Source organism: Flectobacillus sp. BAB-3569 (genome assembly GCF_002270355.1).
In the GTDB taxonomy this organism is placed as follows: Bacteria; Bacteroidota; Bacteroidia; order Cytophagales; family Spirosomataceae; genus Flectobacillus; species Flectobacillus roseus.
In genome coordinates, this window is sequence record NZ_NJFZ01000006.1 from 342265 (window position 1) to 356607 (window position 14343).

Sequence of the window (14343 nt, forward strand, 5' to 3'; positions counted from 1 at the left end):
TCAAGCCCTTGAAAATGCCCATTTTTTAGGCTTTTAAAGCCCTTAAAGTGCCGTTATTTGTAGGTAAAGCAATACTTTTTTCGTATTTTTACGTTTTAAAGCAAAATTTCAAAGAAAGTGACTTGTTATCCTTACAAAAAAATCAGCATACAAACCCACGCATTACATAGGTTTTCAATCGCTACTCAAGTCCACTCAAGGAAGCATGTTATACTTCCTTTACTTTCTGGTACGTTTTATCATTAACAAACTGTAATTTATAACAAGCTACGCATGCTAATTGCGCCCTAATTAAAGTAACAACTTCAAAGAAGATATGTCAGAAATTCAAGAAACAATCGACAACAAAGCAAACTATGGTGCCGACAATATCCAAGTATTAGAGGGTTTAGAGGCAGTACGTAAACGCCCATCCATGTATATTGGAGACACGGGTATTAAGGGACTTCACCACCTAATTTGGGAAGTTGTAGATAACTCAATTGATGAGGCTTTGGCGGGTCATTGTGATACAATCAAAGTAACTATCAATGTAGATAACTCGATAACAGTAGAAGATAACGGTCGTGGTATTCCTACGGGAATGCACTCTAAAGAGAAAAAGTCTGCTTTGGAGGTTGTAATGACAGTATTGCACGCAGGGGGTAAGTTTGATAAAGATACCTATAAAGTATCTGGTGGTTTGCACGGTGTGGGTGTATCTTGTGTGAACGCCTTGTCTACAGACTTGAAAGTGACAGTATATCGTGAAGGAAAAATTTTCCAACAAGAATATAAAATCGGGGTGCCTCAATACCCTGTAAAAGAAATCGGTATTGCAGACCGTACAGGTACAACCGTACACTTCAAACCAGATGATACGATTTTTACTGTTACGGAGTACAAATACGAAACCGTAGCAAACCGTTTGCGTGAGCTTTCGTTCTTGAATGCAGGTATCAAAGTATATTTGACAGACCTTCGCGACTTGGATGAAAATGGTGTACCAAAATCAGACGAATTCTTCTCTGAAGGTGGTTTGCGTGAGTTTGTAACTTATTTGGACTCTACTCGCGAACGTTTGATTGCTGAGCCAATCTATATGGAGGGCGACAAAAATGGCGTTCCTGTACAGGTGGCGATGATGTACAATACTTCGTATTCAGAAAACGTAGTATCGTATGTAAACAACATCAATACCATCGAAGGGGGTACTCACGTAGCGGGCTTCCGTGGTGCGTTGACTCGTACTTTGAAAAACTATGCCGATAAATCAGGTGCTTTAGATAAACTAAAAATTGATATTGCTGGTGATGACTTCCGTGAAGGTTTGACTGCTGTAATTTCAGTAAAAGTAGCTGAACCACAATTCGAAGGTCAGACTAAAACAAAATTAGGTAACGGTGAAGTGTCGGGTGCGGTATCGGCAGCGATGTCTGATATGCTTGAAACTTGGTTGGAAGAGCATCCAAAAGAGGCTCGCCAAATCGTTGCTAAAGTTATCTTGGCGGCACAAGCTCGTCATGCTGCTCGTAAGGCGCGCGAAATGGTACAGCGTAAAACGGTATTGGGTGGTAACTCATTGCCTGGTAAATTGGCTGACTGTTCTGATAGTGATCCTGCTACTTGTGAATTATACCTTGTAGAAGGGGACTCAGCAGGTGGTACGGCAAAACAAGGTCGTAACCGTGCTTTCCAAGCGATTTTGCCTTTACGTGGTAAAATCTTGAACGTAGAAAAAGCGCAAGAATATAAAATTTACGAAAACGACGAAATCAAGAATATGATTACGGCGCTAGGTGTAAGTTTTGGTAAAGATGGTGATGAGCGTGCTTTGAATATCGAAAAGTTGCGTTACCACAAAATCATTATCATGACCGATGCCGACGTCGATGGTTCTCACATCCGTACCTTGATTTTGACGTTCTTCTTCCGTTATATGAAGGATTTGGTGGATAATGGTTATATCTATATCGCTCAACCTCCTTTATATTTAGTGAAAAAAGGTCAACAATCACGTTACTGCTGGACTGAAGCACAACGTGACCAAGCGATTCGTGAATTGGGTGGTGATAAAGAAAGTTCTGTAGGTGTACAACGTTACAAAGGTTTGGGTGAAATGAACGCCGAACAGCTTTGGGAAACTACAATGGATCCTGAAAGTCGTACCTTGAAACAAGTAACTATCGAATCGGCTGCAGAGGCGGATCACTTGTTCTCAATGTTAATGGGCGATGAGGTAGCACCACGTCGTGAGTTTATTGAGAAAAATGCAAAATACGCAAAAGTAGATGTTTAGTCATCTTGCTATTTTTGAATTGTGATTGAGTGAATGAGTCATTGTTTTTTATAAATTTTACTCGTAGAGATGCAATATTTTGTGTCTAAAGCTCATAAACTATTTGCTAAAATATTCTGTTAAAAAGGCGGTCGGAATTGGTTTTTCGACCGCCTTTTTTGATATTATTATACCAAAATAGCTCGGCTTAAGACGCAAAGTATTGTGTCTCCATTATTGGAATACAGATTTTAAAAATCACTAAATCACTCACCCACTCAATCAGCCATTATCCATGCAGGCTACCACGCATACCATACCACAAGATTTGTTTCAGGCGGAGGATTTATCTGAAATGAATGTCTTTGATTATTTTGCTACCGAAGATCACCTTAATAGCAAAGTGATTTTGCGTCAGCATGTGATTAGTTTTTTGGTAAATGGACAAAAGAAAATACATTTCTCGAATGACACCGTAGAAGTTGATAATCAATATGCTGTAATGATGGCATCAGGCAATTGTTTGATGTCCGAATGTTTGGGAGGAAGTAATTCTTATCAAAGTGTATTGCTATTTTTTTCATCAGAAAATGTATCTAACTTTTTCCTGAAATACCCTCAATTTGTTCGAACAAAAGCGGAGAGACAAAATGCTTTTTTTGTCCTAGAGCAAGATAACTATATTCAGCATTTGGTTGCGTCGCTGAGGTTGTATCTTCAAAAGCCTCAGTTGCTTAGTTCTGCCATAGTGACCTTGAAATGGGAAGAAATTATGCTCTATTTGATAGACAAATATGGTAACTCGTTTGTGGTGTTTCTACAAGGGCTTTTACTCAACCAGCAAGAAGTATCCTTTAGAAAAGTCATAGAGGATAATCTTTATACCAATCTCAATTTAGAAGAGCTTGCTTTTTTATGTAATATGAGTTTGTCTACGTTCAAGCGACATTTTACGAGTATCTACCATGAAAGTCCAGGAAAATGGTTACAAGCCAAACGCCTCGAACGTGCCAAAGAAATGTTAAGCCACGGAGAAATGAAAGCTTCGGAGATATATCAATTATTTGGTTATGAGAATTTATCCAACTTTAGTGCAGCTTTCAAGCATCAGTTTGGTGTAAGCCCAAGACAAATTGCTTAGTTTGACCTTTTTTCATAAGTAATTAAGCTAAAAGCAACACTCCTGTTAGCATTCAATCCTGTAATTTTGTAGTGTACCAAAGGATATTAGCTAAAAGAATGACCTTCCTAGCTAAAAATGCCTTTTTCTTATCAATTAAAACCTTATTAATATGTTACGCTCAAAATTATTACTTATTGCAGCTTTTGTATTAACTGCGTTTGCAGGTACTTATGCACAAACTTTCACCCTTAAAAGTAACGATATTGGTGGACAGTTTACCAAAAAACAAGAGTTTAATGGTTTCGGATGTAGTGGTGAAAATATTTCACCGCAATTGTTGTGGGAAAATGCTCCAGAAGGAACAAAGAGCTTTGCCATTACAGTATATGACCCAGATGCTCCAACTGGAAGTGGATTTTGGCATTGGGTAGTTTTTGACATTCCTGCTAACGTAAAAGAATTGAAGTCGGGTGCAGGTGATTTAACAAAAGGATTGTCTCCAAAAGGTGCTATCCAAAGTGTTACTTCGTATGGAGCAAAAGGATTTGGAGGAGCTTGTCCACCAGTAGGGCATGGTTTTCATCAATATATCTTTACTGTGCATGCATTGAAAACAGATAAATTGGGCTTAGACGAAAATACAAATCCTGAGATTGTAGGATTCTATTTGTGGCAAAATACTTTGGCGAAAGCGTCTATCGTGTCTTACTACAAAAGATAGTTAAGTTTCACAAACAAGGAATTTGAAAAATTAACTTGACAACTTGTCAAAACATGAGTCATACCTAATTTTTAGGATTGGAATTATTCTCCAAATTTTTATCAAAAAGCGGTCGAAAACATATTTTTCGACCGCTTTTTTGATGCTACTATGCTAGATATGAATGGCCTAAGACGCAATCATTGCGTCTCTACTGATGGAAAACAAATTTTTACATAATCACTCAACCTCCATTCACTCAATCAGGAAAGACTCATAGCTTTGATGTTGATGAGAAATAGAGCGAAGAGTAATCTTTTTTAAATACAATTTTAAAATAAAGTATCTTCTTGATAAGTTATAGTTAGAGTAGGAGTACAAAATTGACTTTAAAAAAGTGAGTCCCTAAGACCTTGTTTTTCAGGAGTACACCCTTCCTGTAGCATTAGAATCATATTTTTTCTACAATAGGGGAAACATTTCGCTCCATAAATTTTTTAAAAGGCTTGGCATTTGTTAATTTAACGTTTTGTTAATATTACAATGAATGATAAACCTTAAATTTGTCTATTCCACCATTTACAATGTCAGAATTTAATTTTAAACAATTTCACATTCGCTCAATGAATGCCTCTTCTGCTGAAGAAAGAGCCACTATAAACCAAGAATTAAAGGATTTGTATGCCTCTTTATCACCAGAAGATCAAAAGGAATTTAATGAACAATTACAAACCTTTTTGGTAAAAGAAATGGGTCGTTTACGTTCTGATTATGAAGCAATTAAAGGTGGTATGCAAGAATAAAATAGCAAGGTTTTCGTTAAGGTTTTATAGTATAACCTCTGAAAATTTATGCAACGACTAAGAAGAAAATATCGTAAACGCGGTGAAATAGGTTCTCTAGTCGAGAATCTTTTTTCATTTTTGGGTAATTTTATGAATACGAAACAAACACCAGAGGAAAAACGTCGTCTTGAAAAAGTCATAAATCGCTCTTATGACGTTATAGAGAAGTCAGATTATATTAGTCGAGATTTGAGTTGGTTAAAATTCGATGAAAGGGTATTAGACCAAGCAAGAGACTCAAGAAGAAATGTATTTGACCGATTGAAGTTTTTGGCAATTACGGCATCAAATCTTGACGAGTTTTTTTCGATTAGAGTTGGTTCGTTGTATAATTATATCGACTTTGGTAAAGAGCGTAGTGACTATTCTGGTTTGAGAGAAATTCCTTTCAAAAAAACCTTGATGGCTGCTACTCAGGCATTTGTACAAGAAAAGCAACGTCTTTACAAAGAAGAAATCGTACCACTATGTACCGAAAACGGCTTTAGAATTATCAAGATTGGTGATTTGTATTCTGAAGAACTTGAAAAAGTAACCGATTACTTCAATCGCACGATATATCCAATGCTTACTCCAATGGTATTTGACCAAACGCACACTTTCCCAAGTTTGCTGGCAAAAACACTAATTTTTGGGGTGGTAACTCGTATCCCTTCCGGCGAAATAGATTTTATGAAAAACGAATCTCTCAAAGGTGGTGATAATAGTAAAATTAGTTTCGTCCAAATTCCACAAAACCTCAAACGTTTCTTCGTTTTTGAACGTGAAGACGAAATCGTTTTCTTCCCTATCGAAGAGATTATCCGTCACGAAATGTGGAAACTCTACAAAAATGTAGAAATCGAATCGATTGCCCTTTTCCGTATTACTCGTAATGGTGATTTTGATGTTGTGGAGCATGAAGATTCGGAAACAGACTTTATTGACGAAATCAAAAAGAAAATCAAAGACCGTCGTTTGGGTCGTGTAACGCGTATCGAAATCGAGCCTGATTGTTCGCCGTGGATGCTCGAAATGATGATGAAACGTTGGAAGCTGGAAAAAGATGGTGTTTTCTATAATGGAAACCTTATTGATTTTACGGCTTTTTGGCAAATTATTAAATATCCAGAGTTCAAAAGTCGTTTAGTTCAGCAACATCCAGCGGTGCCTCCATTGGGCTTATCAACGGTAAAACAAGCTGATATTTTTGAGACCGTAAGACAAGGTGATATTTTGATGCACCACCCATACAACAATTTTGAGCCTGTTCTACAATTGCTCGAACAAGCGGCTGATGACCCTCAGGTTTTGGCAATCAAAATTACGTTATATCGTATTTCTAAAAACTCACGCATTGCAGATGCGCTCCTTCATGCTGCCGAAAATGGAAAGCACGTTTCGGTATTATTTGAGGTGAAAGCTCGTTTTGATGAAGAAAATAACATCCGTGAGGCATTACGCCTTCAAAATGCAGGTTGTTTTGTGATTTACGGTATTCCTGGCTTAAAAACACATACGAAGCTTTTGCAGGTAATTCGTTCTGAAGGCAATCAGGTGGTAAGTTATGCTCACTTGTCGTCAGGAAACTATAATGAAGATACCGCAAAACTTTATACTGATATTGGTTTGTTGACAACCAATGAGGTAATAACACGTGATATTTCAGAATTTTTTAATGTAATCACAGGACATTCACAGCCACATAGTTACAAATATTTGATTACGGCTCCTCGTGAGATGCGTAACAAATTGGTAGACATGATCCGTAATGAGGCCAAAAATGCTCAAGCGGGTTTGCCTAGTGGTATTTGTATCAAAATAAACTCTTTGCAGGACAAAATCACGATTGATGAGTTGTACAAAGCTTCTCAGGCTGGTGTGCCAATCCAGTTAATTGTACGTGGTATTTGCTGTATTCGTCCAGGACGTAAAGGTTTGTCAGATAATATCAAAGTACGTTCAATCGTTGGAGATTTCTTGGAACATACTCGTGTATATTATTTCCACAACAATGGAAGTCCTAGAGTATATGGTGGCTCGGCCGATGTAATGGTACGTAGCTTCGACCGTCGTATAGAGTCGCTTTTTGAGTTGGTAACCAACCAAGTTCGCCAACAAGCGATTCATATTTTGCAATGCAATTTGCGTGACAATGTCAATACTTATGAAATGCAAGAAGATGGTTCATACAAGCATGTAGCTAATCCTGAGGATTTGGGTATTGAGCCTTTCGATATTCACAAGGAGTTCTTCAATGTTAAACTAGAAGATGTTATGAACGCTCGTTTGTTTGCAGAAACATCAGAGCCAGAACATATTGAATTAGAAAGTATTTAGTCTACTTTTCCAGACAAATCAACAAAGCCCTCATTTCGATGAGGGTTTTGTGTTTTTAGTAATCATGAAAAAATCTTTTGAAGCATATCAATTACATGCGGGCGATGTCATTGCCTCGATAGGGGCAGCCTCTGGGGTATGGGAAATAGGCTTAGCCAGTATGCAATCGGGCTTAACATTTTATATCCAAGATATAGACGAATATAGTTGTAATGATGAAGAAGTAGCCTACACAAAAGCCTATTGGGAGCGCCAACTTGGACATTCAATAGAGGGGACATTTTATGCAATACTGGGAACACCCCAAAAAACAAATTTGCCTAAGAATACCTTCGATAAGGTCTTAATCATCAATGCCTTCCACGAATTTCAATGTCTGGAAGAAATGTTGCAAGAAGTAATACAGATTCTTAAACCAGCTGGAAAACTTATTATTGAAGAAGAAATAGCCTTAACTCATGGACAATTACATGAAGGTTGTGGATTACCACTTTTTTCAGAAACTCAACTTGTAGATTTATTAGAAGCAAATCAATTTAGATTGGATAGGGTAGTAGCAAAAGAAAGCTATTTAAAGGTATTTATTTTTGAAAAAAATAGATTTAGAGTAAATGTGTGGTATGTACAATCGTTTGATTCGGGTCTTAATGTAGACCTTCTTTCAGTAAATCTTTGTAGCCGCCTCTAAGGTTATAAATTTTTTTGAAACCATATTCTTTCAAAAGCTCGGCTATTTCAGAGCTCCTTCCACCAGTGGCACAATATAGCAGGACTGGCTTGTCTCTGTCTAATGACTCAATTTTTTCTAAAATATCTGGGTCAAAATAATCAATACATTTGGCTGACGTTACTTTCCCTTCTTTCCATTCTTGAGGAGTACGCACATCAATAATTTGTATGTCGGGATTATTTTTGACGATGTCTGCAAATTCATGAGGACTCACGTTGAGATTTTCCTCAACGACACAGCCCGTCAGAAATGTAGCACAACTGATGAAGTATAATATAAACAGAGGTCTCATAAATGGCTAAGTGGTAAATTTATTGCAAGTTATAGCGATTAATGGATTTTTTAAAATCCTAAATTTTAGAAAGTCATTAGAGTTTTTACTTGGTATAAAAATGAGGAAGATTAGGGCTGTATTTTACATAAATTGGTGAGCGATTTGGCGAATGAGTGAATTTCTCCTTAAAGTAATCACTCATTCACAAAATCAAAATTCCCTCAATTGGGAACTGCTTATGCTTATTTCTTTTTAGGAGCAGACTTTAGGGGGTATACTCTTACATAGTCAATTTCCATACGTTGCGGGAAAATACTTTCGTCTACACCTTTGAGACCGCCCCATCCTCCTCCAACTGCAATATTTAGTAAGATATGGAAAGGTTGATCAAATGGATATTCTTCCCATCGATTGCCTACTTTGGGAAATGACAAGATCAATTCGTTATCGATAAATGCCTCTATTTTGTCAGGAGTCCAATCTACGCGATAAACATGAAAAGCTGTATGAAAATCAGGAAGCATTTTATTGGCTGAGCGCTGAGTACCTTTGATATGATTGAAGTCGCGAGTATGTACCGTGGCATGTACACGACCAGGGTCGTAGCCTACGTGCTCCATAATGTCGATTTCGCCATTGTCAGGCCAATAGGTATTGCTATAAACTTGCTTAGTAGCCAACATCCAAATGGCAGGCCAAGTGCCTCGTCCTTCAGGAAGTTTGGCCTTAATTTCGAATCTCCCATACAGAAAATCCCCTTTGCCTTTGGTCACTAAACGTGCCGATGAATAGGCATTGTCCTTTACTGTTTCCTTTAAGGCTTCGATAATAAGTACACCGTTTTCAACACGAGCATTTTTAAGGTTTTTTTCAGTATAATATTGTAGTTCATTGTTGCCCCAGCCATGGCCGCCCACATCATAGTTCCATTTAGTAGAGTCAGGAAGTCCATTTTTGTTAAACTCATCAGCCCATGAAGGTTTTGAAGCAAACTGATAGGTTTTCGTTGGGATGTTTTGTGCCAAAGCCCAAAATTGTAAGCAAATACATAGTCCAGTTAATACATAGCGTTTTTTCATAGTTTGTAAATTAATATATTGATAATAAGCCTTTTATTAAAAATGTAAAGAGAAATAAAAAAGAATAACTGTTAATATGAATATTTTTACATAAAATTAGAAAAATTATATTTTATAGGTGTTATTTTGCATAATTTCTTGGATTTTAACCGTAAAATTCCTATATTTATTTTAGGAGTTTAGATAATTATAATAATCAAAAACATACTCAATCATTCAAACTCCCTTTCTTTCGGACTACTAACACACAGAATCAAAGAATGCTCTCTAAAGTCCGAAACGCCTTAATTATTGTTCGATATACTCTTTCCTTACTTGATTAACATAGTTACCGTCTTGTAAATAAACTATGTTATAGTCAGAATCGATAATTGCTTTCTAGAAATTACCTCCATAGTCTCTCCCAACCGAGAGGCCTAAATTTATATTGTTTAATTTTAAACCTTAATACAGAGCCATGATTGATATTCACGATTTTTTCAAACGCACCTTTCCAGATGCTTTAATTGCTAATCCAAGCGTAGCTTCTTTGCATCCAATGAAACTTCGTTTGATTATCCACGGCGAGCGCGAAGGAGAGTGGATTGTTGATACGACAGGCGTACCAACGTGTTATGTAGATGCTGCTGAGCATTGTGAAAACTCGATTAAGATGTCCTATTCGGCATTTCAGAATTTTATCAAAGACCCAATAGGTTTGGCATCATCGTATGCTTCAGAGGGGCTAATAAAAGTGAATGGTCGTTTGAATTTGCTTCCTCATTTTTCTAAGTTATTTAAAGTAGTTAGAGGATAGCAATAACTCACATTTGTGACTGAGACCCATTGAATACCTTTAATAACAAACGCGGCTACTCCAAAGGGGTAGCCGCGTTTGCTTGATTTATACTCTGGGTTACAATCTATTTCTTATTAAGATTGTTGATCCAAGCAGCAATTTTCTGAATATCCTTTTTAGGAACATGACTCATTGGTGCCATTGGCGTTGCAAAATCTGGCCAGTTTTCTGGTTTTGGTTCTGCAATCAAAGCTTCCAATTGAGCATTGGTATATTTACGTTTTGCTACTTCCGAATAAGCAGGACCTACAGCACGCTCATTTACTTTGTGACAAGCCAAACAAGTATGTTTTGACAACAATGCCATAGCTTCTTTGTCAGAAATAATTGACGATACCGCAGCAGTTTTAGCACCAACTTTTGGTTTAGCACTACCTTTCATACCTTCAGTACTTGGAGCAGCCTCTTTCATCTGATTATCTGGCGTATTGGCAGCCGCACCCGCATCTACTCTTTCACGTTGAGCTCTTGTTTTTGGAGTTACCAACGTAATATTTGCTTTTGGACCAGAAGGAATACTATTCAAAGTATAGTAAGCGCTTCCGTGTAACAATGCCAAGCCATCTTTCGCAGATTTAACACCTTCTGGCTTGATATCGTGAATATAACCTTCACGAAGACCGTCTACTACGATTCTTACTTTCAAACCATCTTCCGATGCTTTTGCACCACGTACAGCATTATCTTTACGATCTACAATTGGGCTACCATACACTGGGTGGTATTTATAAGTATAGCTCGATACATCGTAGTTGTTTACATCCTCTGCTGTCTTTTTATCAACTGGCATAGTAAATTCGATTTCAAAACCATCTGGCATAGCGCGAACAGCTTTCATCTCGAAAGGAGTTTTTCCTGTGTAAACCAATCTTTCTAAACCGAAATCTTCTTTACCTACAGAACCCCAACCACGGTTGGTTCCACCTACATACATACCTTTGTCAGTACCCCATGACATACGCAATACACCTGAACGGAAGCCAGAGCGGAAGTCAAAAGAAGCACCTTGGTATTGTCCATTTACTTTTTCAAGAAATACACGAGCAATTTTTGACATACCTTGATCACCTACAAAAAGCTGACCAGCAAATGGACCAAATGCACCACTCGTTTCGTCAGCGATGATTTCAGAAGTAGACACTCCTAATACCCCGTGAGGCAACCATACTGCTGGTGATTTGATATTCATGTTTGGATATGTCTTATGAGCCATTTCATAAATGGTAGTCATTGGCTCATTTTTCACATATTCAGGTTTTACTTTCGGATCGTCGCGAGGATCAACTTTTGAGAAAATCATATCCGCACGCATCTTCACTGGCGATTCAGGACGGCTAGCCCATTGCAATGAAGCAGGGTGACCCAAGAAATCTCCTTTTTCTACATGAGTAATAAAACCAGAACCCATCCAGTCACCTTGGTTATCACCATAGAAAAATTCGCCATTCAACATACCAATACCGCAAGGAGAGCGCATACCAGCCGCATAAGGTTGCATATTGCCATCTTCGGTAATACGCATAGTCCATCCACGCCAAGGTACAAGAGATTTTCCTGCCCACCAGTCAGAGTTACCAAAACCAACGTTACCAGTTACATAAAATGCACCATCTGGACCAACTTTTGGACCAAATGAGTACTCATGATAGTGACCAGAAATAGGCCAAGCATATACCGTTTCATAGCGTTCTGCTTTGCCATCGCCGTTTTTGTCAACCAATTTCGTCAACTCACCACGTTGTGCGCAGTAAAGGCTTCCATCTTTGTAAGCTAAACCCAAAATTTCGTGCAAACCACTCGCAAATTTGCGATAAACAGGCTTGGTAGAAGTTGGGTTTTCGATGATATAAACGTCACCACGACGTGTTGAAACAGCAATATCGCCATTTGGTAAAGTTACCAAACCACCCACTTCAAGAACGATACCCTCAGGGATAGGTACTTTTACGATTTTATAATAATCATTTTCAGTTGGGCCATCTTGAGCAAAAGCCCCAGCACTCATACATCCTGCCAATAGGAGTGCCTTAGATACTGAGTTGAATACAGATTTTATTTTCATTGTTTTGAAAGTCAAAATTGATGTTTTTCATGCCAAAAGGTTTTCTTTTAGCTTAAAAAAGTAGTGAATCTACGTCCTATGTAAGCATTTATTTTATCAGCTTACCTAGACCAATTATTACCACATAATTGCGTACTGTACTTTTTCTGAAGCTGGTACAGTCAATACTTTCTGAGCACCTACCGATTCGATCGTAGCACCCGAAGCCTTGATATAGTAGCTTTTGCCGTCTACTGTATAAGTATCGTCAGCTACTTTGCTGATTTCGTTGCCCAAAGCCAAACGAACTACTTGTCCCGCTGGATTTTTGATACTCAAAGTACGAGTCAAATATTTATTATCAGTAACACGAATCTGGTCTTCAACATCGCTACCCAACATTTTGTAACGGAAAGTAGGAAGGTCATTCGCATCTAAGTCATATCCTAATGGACGGTATGCTGCTGCTTCGGCAGGAGTATCTGTAGAAGTACCTTTGTCTGCACTAGCAACTAATACTGGACTATCAGGCAAAGTCAACAAGGCTCCACGAGCACGTGAAGAACCATCACCACGGTCATCCCACATTGGAGATGTATCCAAGAAATCACCTTTCCAGATTTGAACGATAGCACCATTGTCTAAGTCATAGGTGTAGTGCAAGTTGCTTGGGTTACCTACATTTACTGAGTGAACCACACGCTTCAATTTTTTACCTTCTTTGAAAAGGTCTGTAAACGAACGGAATACGATTGGTTCTTTGGCATCTAACAAAATTGGATCTGCTGGAGGTCCTGCCAAGGTAGAAGCTAAACTATGATAAGCCGTTGAGCGGAAACTTGGGCCTTGTACCCACATACCCAAGATTGGAGGCATCCAACCATCTGTTTTATATACAGTAATCTCTACTGGAACTTTGCCCGCAGGTAAGTCCATTTCAGCAAAACGTTTATCTCTTGAGAAAGTCCACGCATCTGGCAACAATTCTTTACCATTTACATTGACATAATATTTGCCCGCAAGTTGGAATTCGAAAGAATGTTTTCCTGCTTTCGGAACATCAAGGGTTGTTGTGAAGATTTGAGCAAAATCATTGGTTTGCTTACTTACATCCCAAGACAAAGTATTGATAGTACCTGTAGCATCTGGTTTTTTCGAAAGGAAATCTTTTGGCTCCTTAAATTTGCCATAGAATACTTTGTAAGCGATAGGTGCCATTACAGCGGGTTTACCACTTAGGTCAGCTACTTTGAAGTTACGGAAAGCTACAGCACCGTGGTCACCTTGAATCATAAATGGACCAAGTGGAGCTTCATCTTCAGAGATAGGGCCGCCTGTAGGACCAGTCAATTCTACATTTTCATGAAGAACATAACCGTTTAACTTAATAGAAATCACCTTAGCATTTGCGATTTTTTTACCAGCAGCATCAAAACGAGGTGCTTGGAATGAAATCTGCATATGTTGCCACAAACCTGGTGCTAAACAAGCATTGATACGTGGTGCATGACCTTCATAAAGGTATTCTTGTGGAATAAATTTGCGACGCTTATAGATACCACCGCAGTCACCATAAGCAGGCTTTTTTACGCCCCAACTGTCAAGCAATTGGATTTCGTAACGTCCTTGTAAATAAAATCCAGAGTTAGAATGAGATGCCATCATAAAGTCAAACTCTACATCTACATCGCCGTATTCAGCAGCAGATAATAAGTTTGCACGGTTGTTGGCGTCAGGGAGGTTGACCAAAATGCCTTTTCCAGCCTGAGCGGTCATTGTTTCATTTTTTGTGAGGTCGGCAGTTACGTCACCAGCGATTTGCCAGTTGGCTTTACCCGTTGGCTTCCAGAATGATAACTCATTCAAAGAAACAGTCTCTTGTGCGAAGCTTCCTAATGGCAAACACAAAGACATGACCAAAAGTAATTTTTTCATAAAAAGAGTTTTTGATATGAATAAAAATAGAAATTGGGAATTTGCCCTTAAATTTAACATTATACTTGGTATTTGTTATCCTGAAAAGCAAGAATCGGTAATAGATTGTCGATTTCTCATAATTTCTGAAATGTAAAACGATAGTTTTATCAAAAATTAGATAAAATTTATGTGAAGGACTTTTAAGGATGTTGAGCAAAGA

Annotated in this window: 11 protein-coding genes; 7 read left to right on the plus strand and 4 right to left on the minus strand. The window is 38.1% G+C overall.

The window, feature by feature from the left end; all coding sequences use genetic code 11:
• Positions 1 to 316: 316 nt before the first annotated feature.
• From gyrB to BWI92_RS07320, 6 genes are all read left to right on the plus strand, one after another.
• Positions 317 to 2278 (plus strand): DNA topoisomerase (ATP-hydrolyzing) subunit B, encoded by a 1962-nt coding sequence (gyrB, locus tag BWI92_RS07295; protein WP_095161456.1) that lies wholly within the window; start codon positions 317 to 319, stop codon positions 2276 to 2278.
• Between the two features lie 274 nt (positions 2279 to 2552).
• Positions 2553 to 3398: an AraC family transcriptional regulator gene (locus BWI92_RS07300; protein WP_095161457.1), complete on the plus strand. Its 846-nt coding sequence runs from the start codon at positions 2553 to 2555 to the stop codon at positions 3396 to 3398.
• A gap of 151 nt (positions 3399 to 3549) precedes the next feature.
• The gene (locus tag BWI92_RS07305) at positions 3550 to 4101 is read left to right on the plus strand and encodes a YbhB/YbcL family Raf kinase inhibitor-like protein (protein WP_095161458.1); all 552 of its coding nucleotides are present in this window, start codon (positions 3550 to 3552) and stop codon (positions 4099 to 4101) included.
• Positions 4102 to 4664: 563 nt separating this feature from the next.
• The gene (locus BWI92_RS07310) at positions 4665 to 4883 is read left to right on the plus strand and encodes a hypothetical protein (RefSeq protein ID WP_095161459.1); all 219 of its coding nucleotides are present in this window, start codon (positions 4665 to 4667) and stop codon (positions 4881 to 4883) included.
• A gap of 48 nt (positions 4884 to 4931) precedes the next feature.
• A complete protein-coding gene (gene ppk1 / locus BWI92_RS07315) occupies positions 4932 to 7244 on the plus strand; it encodes a polyphosphate kinase 1 (protein ID WP_229362773.1) in 2313 nt (770 codons plus the stop codon).
• 64 nt (positions 7245 to 7308) lie between these two features.
• A complete protein-coding gene (locus BWI92_RS07320; RefSeq protein WP_141234708.1) occupies positions 7309 to 7932 on the plus strand; it encodes a class I SAM-dependent methyltransferase in 624 nt (207 codons plus the stop codon).
• On the opposite strand, the gene BWI92_RS07325 is transcribed toward BWI92_RS07320, so the two are convergent.
• Both BWI92_RS07325 and BWI92_RS07330 read right to left on the minus strand, forming a co-directional pair.
• A complete protein-coding gene (locus BWI92_RS07325) occupies positions 7889 to 8266 on the minus strand; it encodes a rhodanese-like domain-containing protein (protein WP_095161461.1) in 378 nt (125 codons plus the stop codon). The genes BWI92_RS07320 and BWI92_RS07325 overlap by 44 nt on opposite strands.
• Before the next feature lie 224 nt (positions 8267 to 8490).
• Positions 8491 to 9327, minus strand: a complete 837-nt coding sequence (locus tag BWI92_RS07330) for a family 16 glycosylhydrolase (RefSeq protein ID WP_095161462.1) — start codon at positions 9325 to 9327, stop codon at positions 8491 to 8493.
• Positions 9328 to 9784: 457 nt separating this feature from the next.
• Between BWI92_RS07330 and BWI92_RS07335 the strand changes: the two genes are divergently transcribed.
• Positions 9785 to 10123 carry a hypothetical protein gene (locus BWI92_RS07335; protein WP_095161463.1) on the plus strand — a complete coding sequence of 113 codons (339 nt, stop codon included), beginning with the start codon at positions 9785 to 9787 and terminating at the stop codon, positions 10121 to 10123.
• Positions 10124 to 10229: 106 nt separating this feature from the next.
• Here the strand turns inward: BWI92_RS07335 and BWI92_RS07340 are convergent, their stop codons facing one another.
• Positions 10230 to 12227, minus strand: a complete 1998-nt coding sequence (locus BWI92_RS07340; protein WP_141234709.1) for a c-type cytochrome — start codon at positions 12225 to 12227, stop codon at positions 10230 to 10232.
• A 117-nt stretch (positions 12228 to 12344) separates the two neighbouring features.
• On the minus strand, positions 12345 to 14141 hold the full coding sequence (locus BWI92_RS07345; protein ID WP_176464365.1) for a DUF1080 domain-containing protein: 1797 nt from the start codon (positions 14139 to 14141) through the stop codon (positions 12345 to 12347).
• Positions 14142 to 14343 lie beyond the last annotated feature (202 nt).

Bases quoted from the DNA above. Each gene is read 5' to 3' on its own strand.
- BWI92_RS07335 (WP_095161463.1), top strand. From the start codon at position 9,785: ATGATTGATATTCACGATTTTTTCAAACGCACCTTTCCAGATGCTTTA.
- BWI92_RS07300 (WP_095161457.1), top strand. From the start codon at position 2,553: ATGCAGGCTACCACGCATACCATACCACAAGATTTGTTTCAGGCGGAG.
- BWI92_RS07330 (WP_095161462.1), bottom strand. From the start codon at position 9,327: ATGAAAAAACGCTATGTATTAACTGGACTATGTATTTGCTTACAATTT.
- BWI92_RS07320 (WP_141234708.1), top strand. From the start codon at position 7,309: ATGAAAAAATCTTTTGAAGCATATCAATTACATGCGGGCGATGTCATT.
- BWI92_RS07340 (WP_141234709.1), bottom strand. From the start codon at position 12,227: ATGAAAATAAAATCTGTATTCAACTCAGTATCTAAGGCACTCCTATTG.
- BWI92_RS07305 (WP_095161458.1), top strand. From the start codon at position 3,550: ATGTTACGCTCAAAATTATTACTTATTGCAGCTTTTGTATTAACTGCG.
- gyrB (WP_095161456.1), top strand. From the start codon at position 317: ATGTCAGAAATTCAAGAAACAATCGACAACAAAGCAAACTATGGTGCC.
- BWI92_RS07345 (WP_176464365.1), bottom strand. From the start codon at position 14,141: ATGAAAAAATTACTTTTGGTCATGTCTTTGTGTTTGCCATTAGGAAGC.
- ppk1 (WP_229362773.1), top strand. From the start codon at position 4,932: ATGCAACGACTAAGAAGAAAATATCGTAAACGCGGTGAAATAGGTTCT.
- BWI92_RS07325 (WP_095161461.1), bottom strand. From the start codon at position 8,266: ATGAGACCTCTGTTTATATTATACTTCATCAGTTGTGCTACATTTCTG.
- BWI92_RS07310 (WP_095161459.1), top strand. From the start codon at position 4,665: ATGTCAGAATTTAATTTTAAACAATTTCACATTCGCTCAATGAATGCC.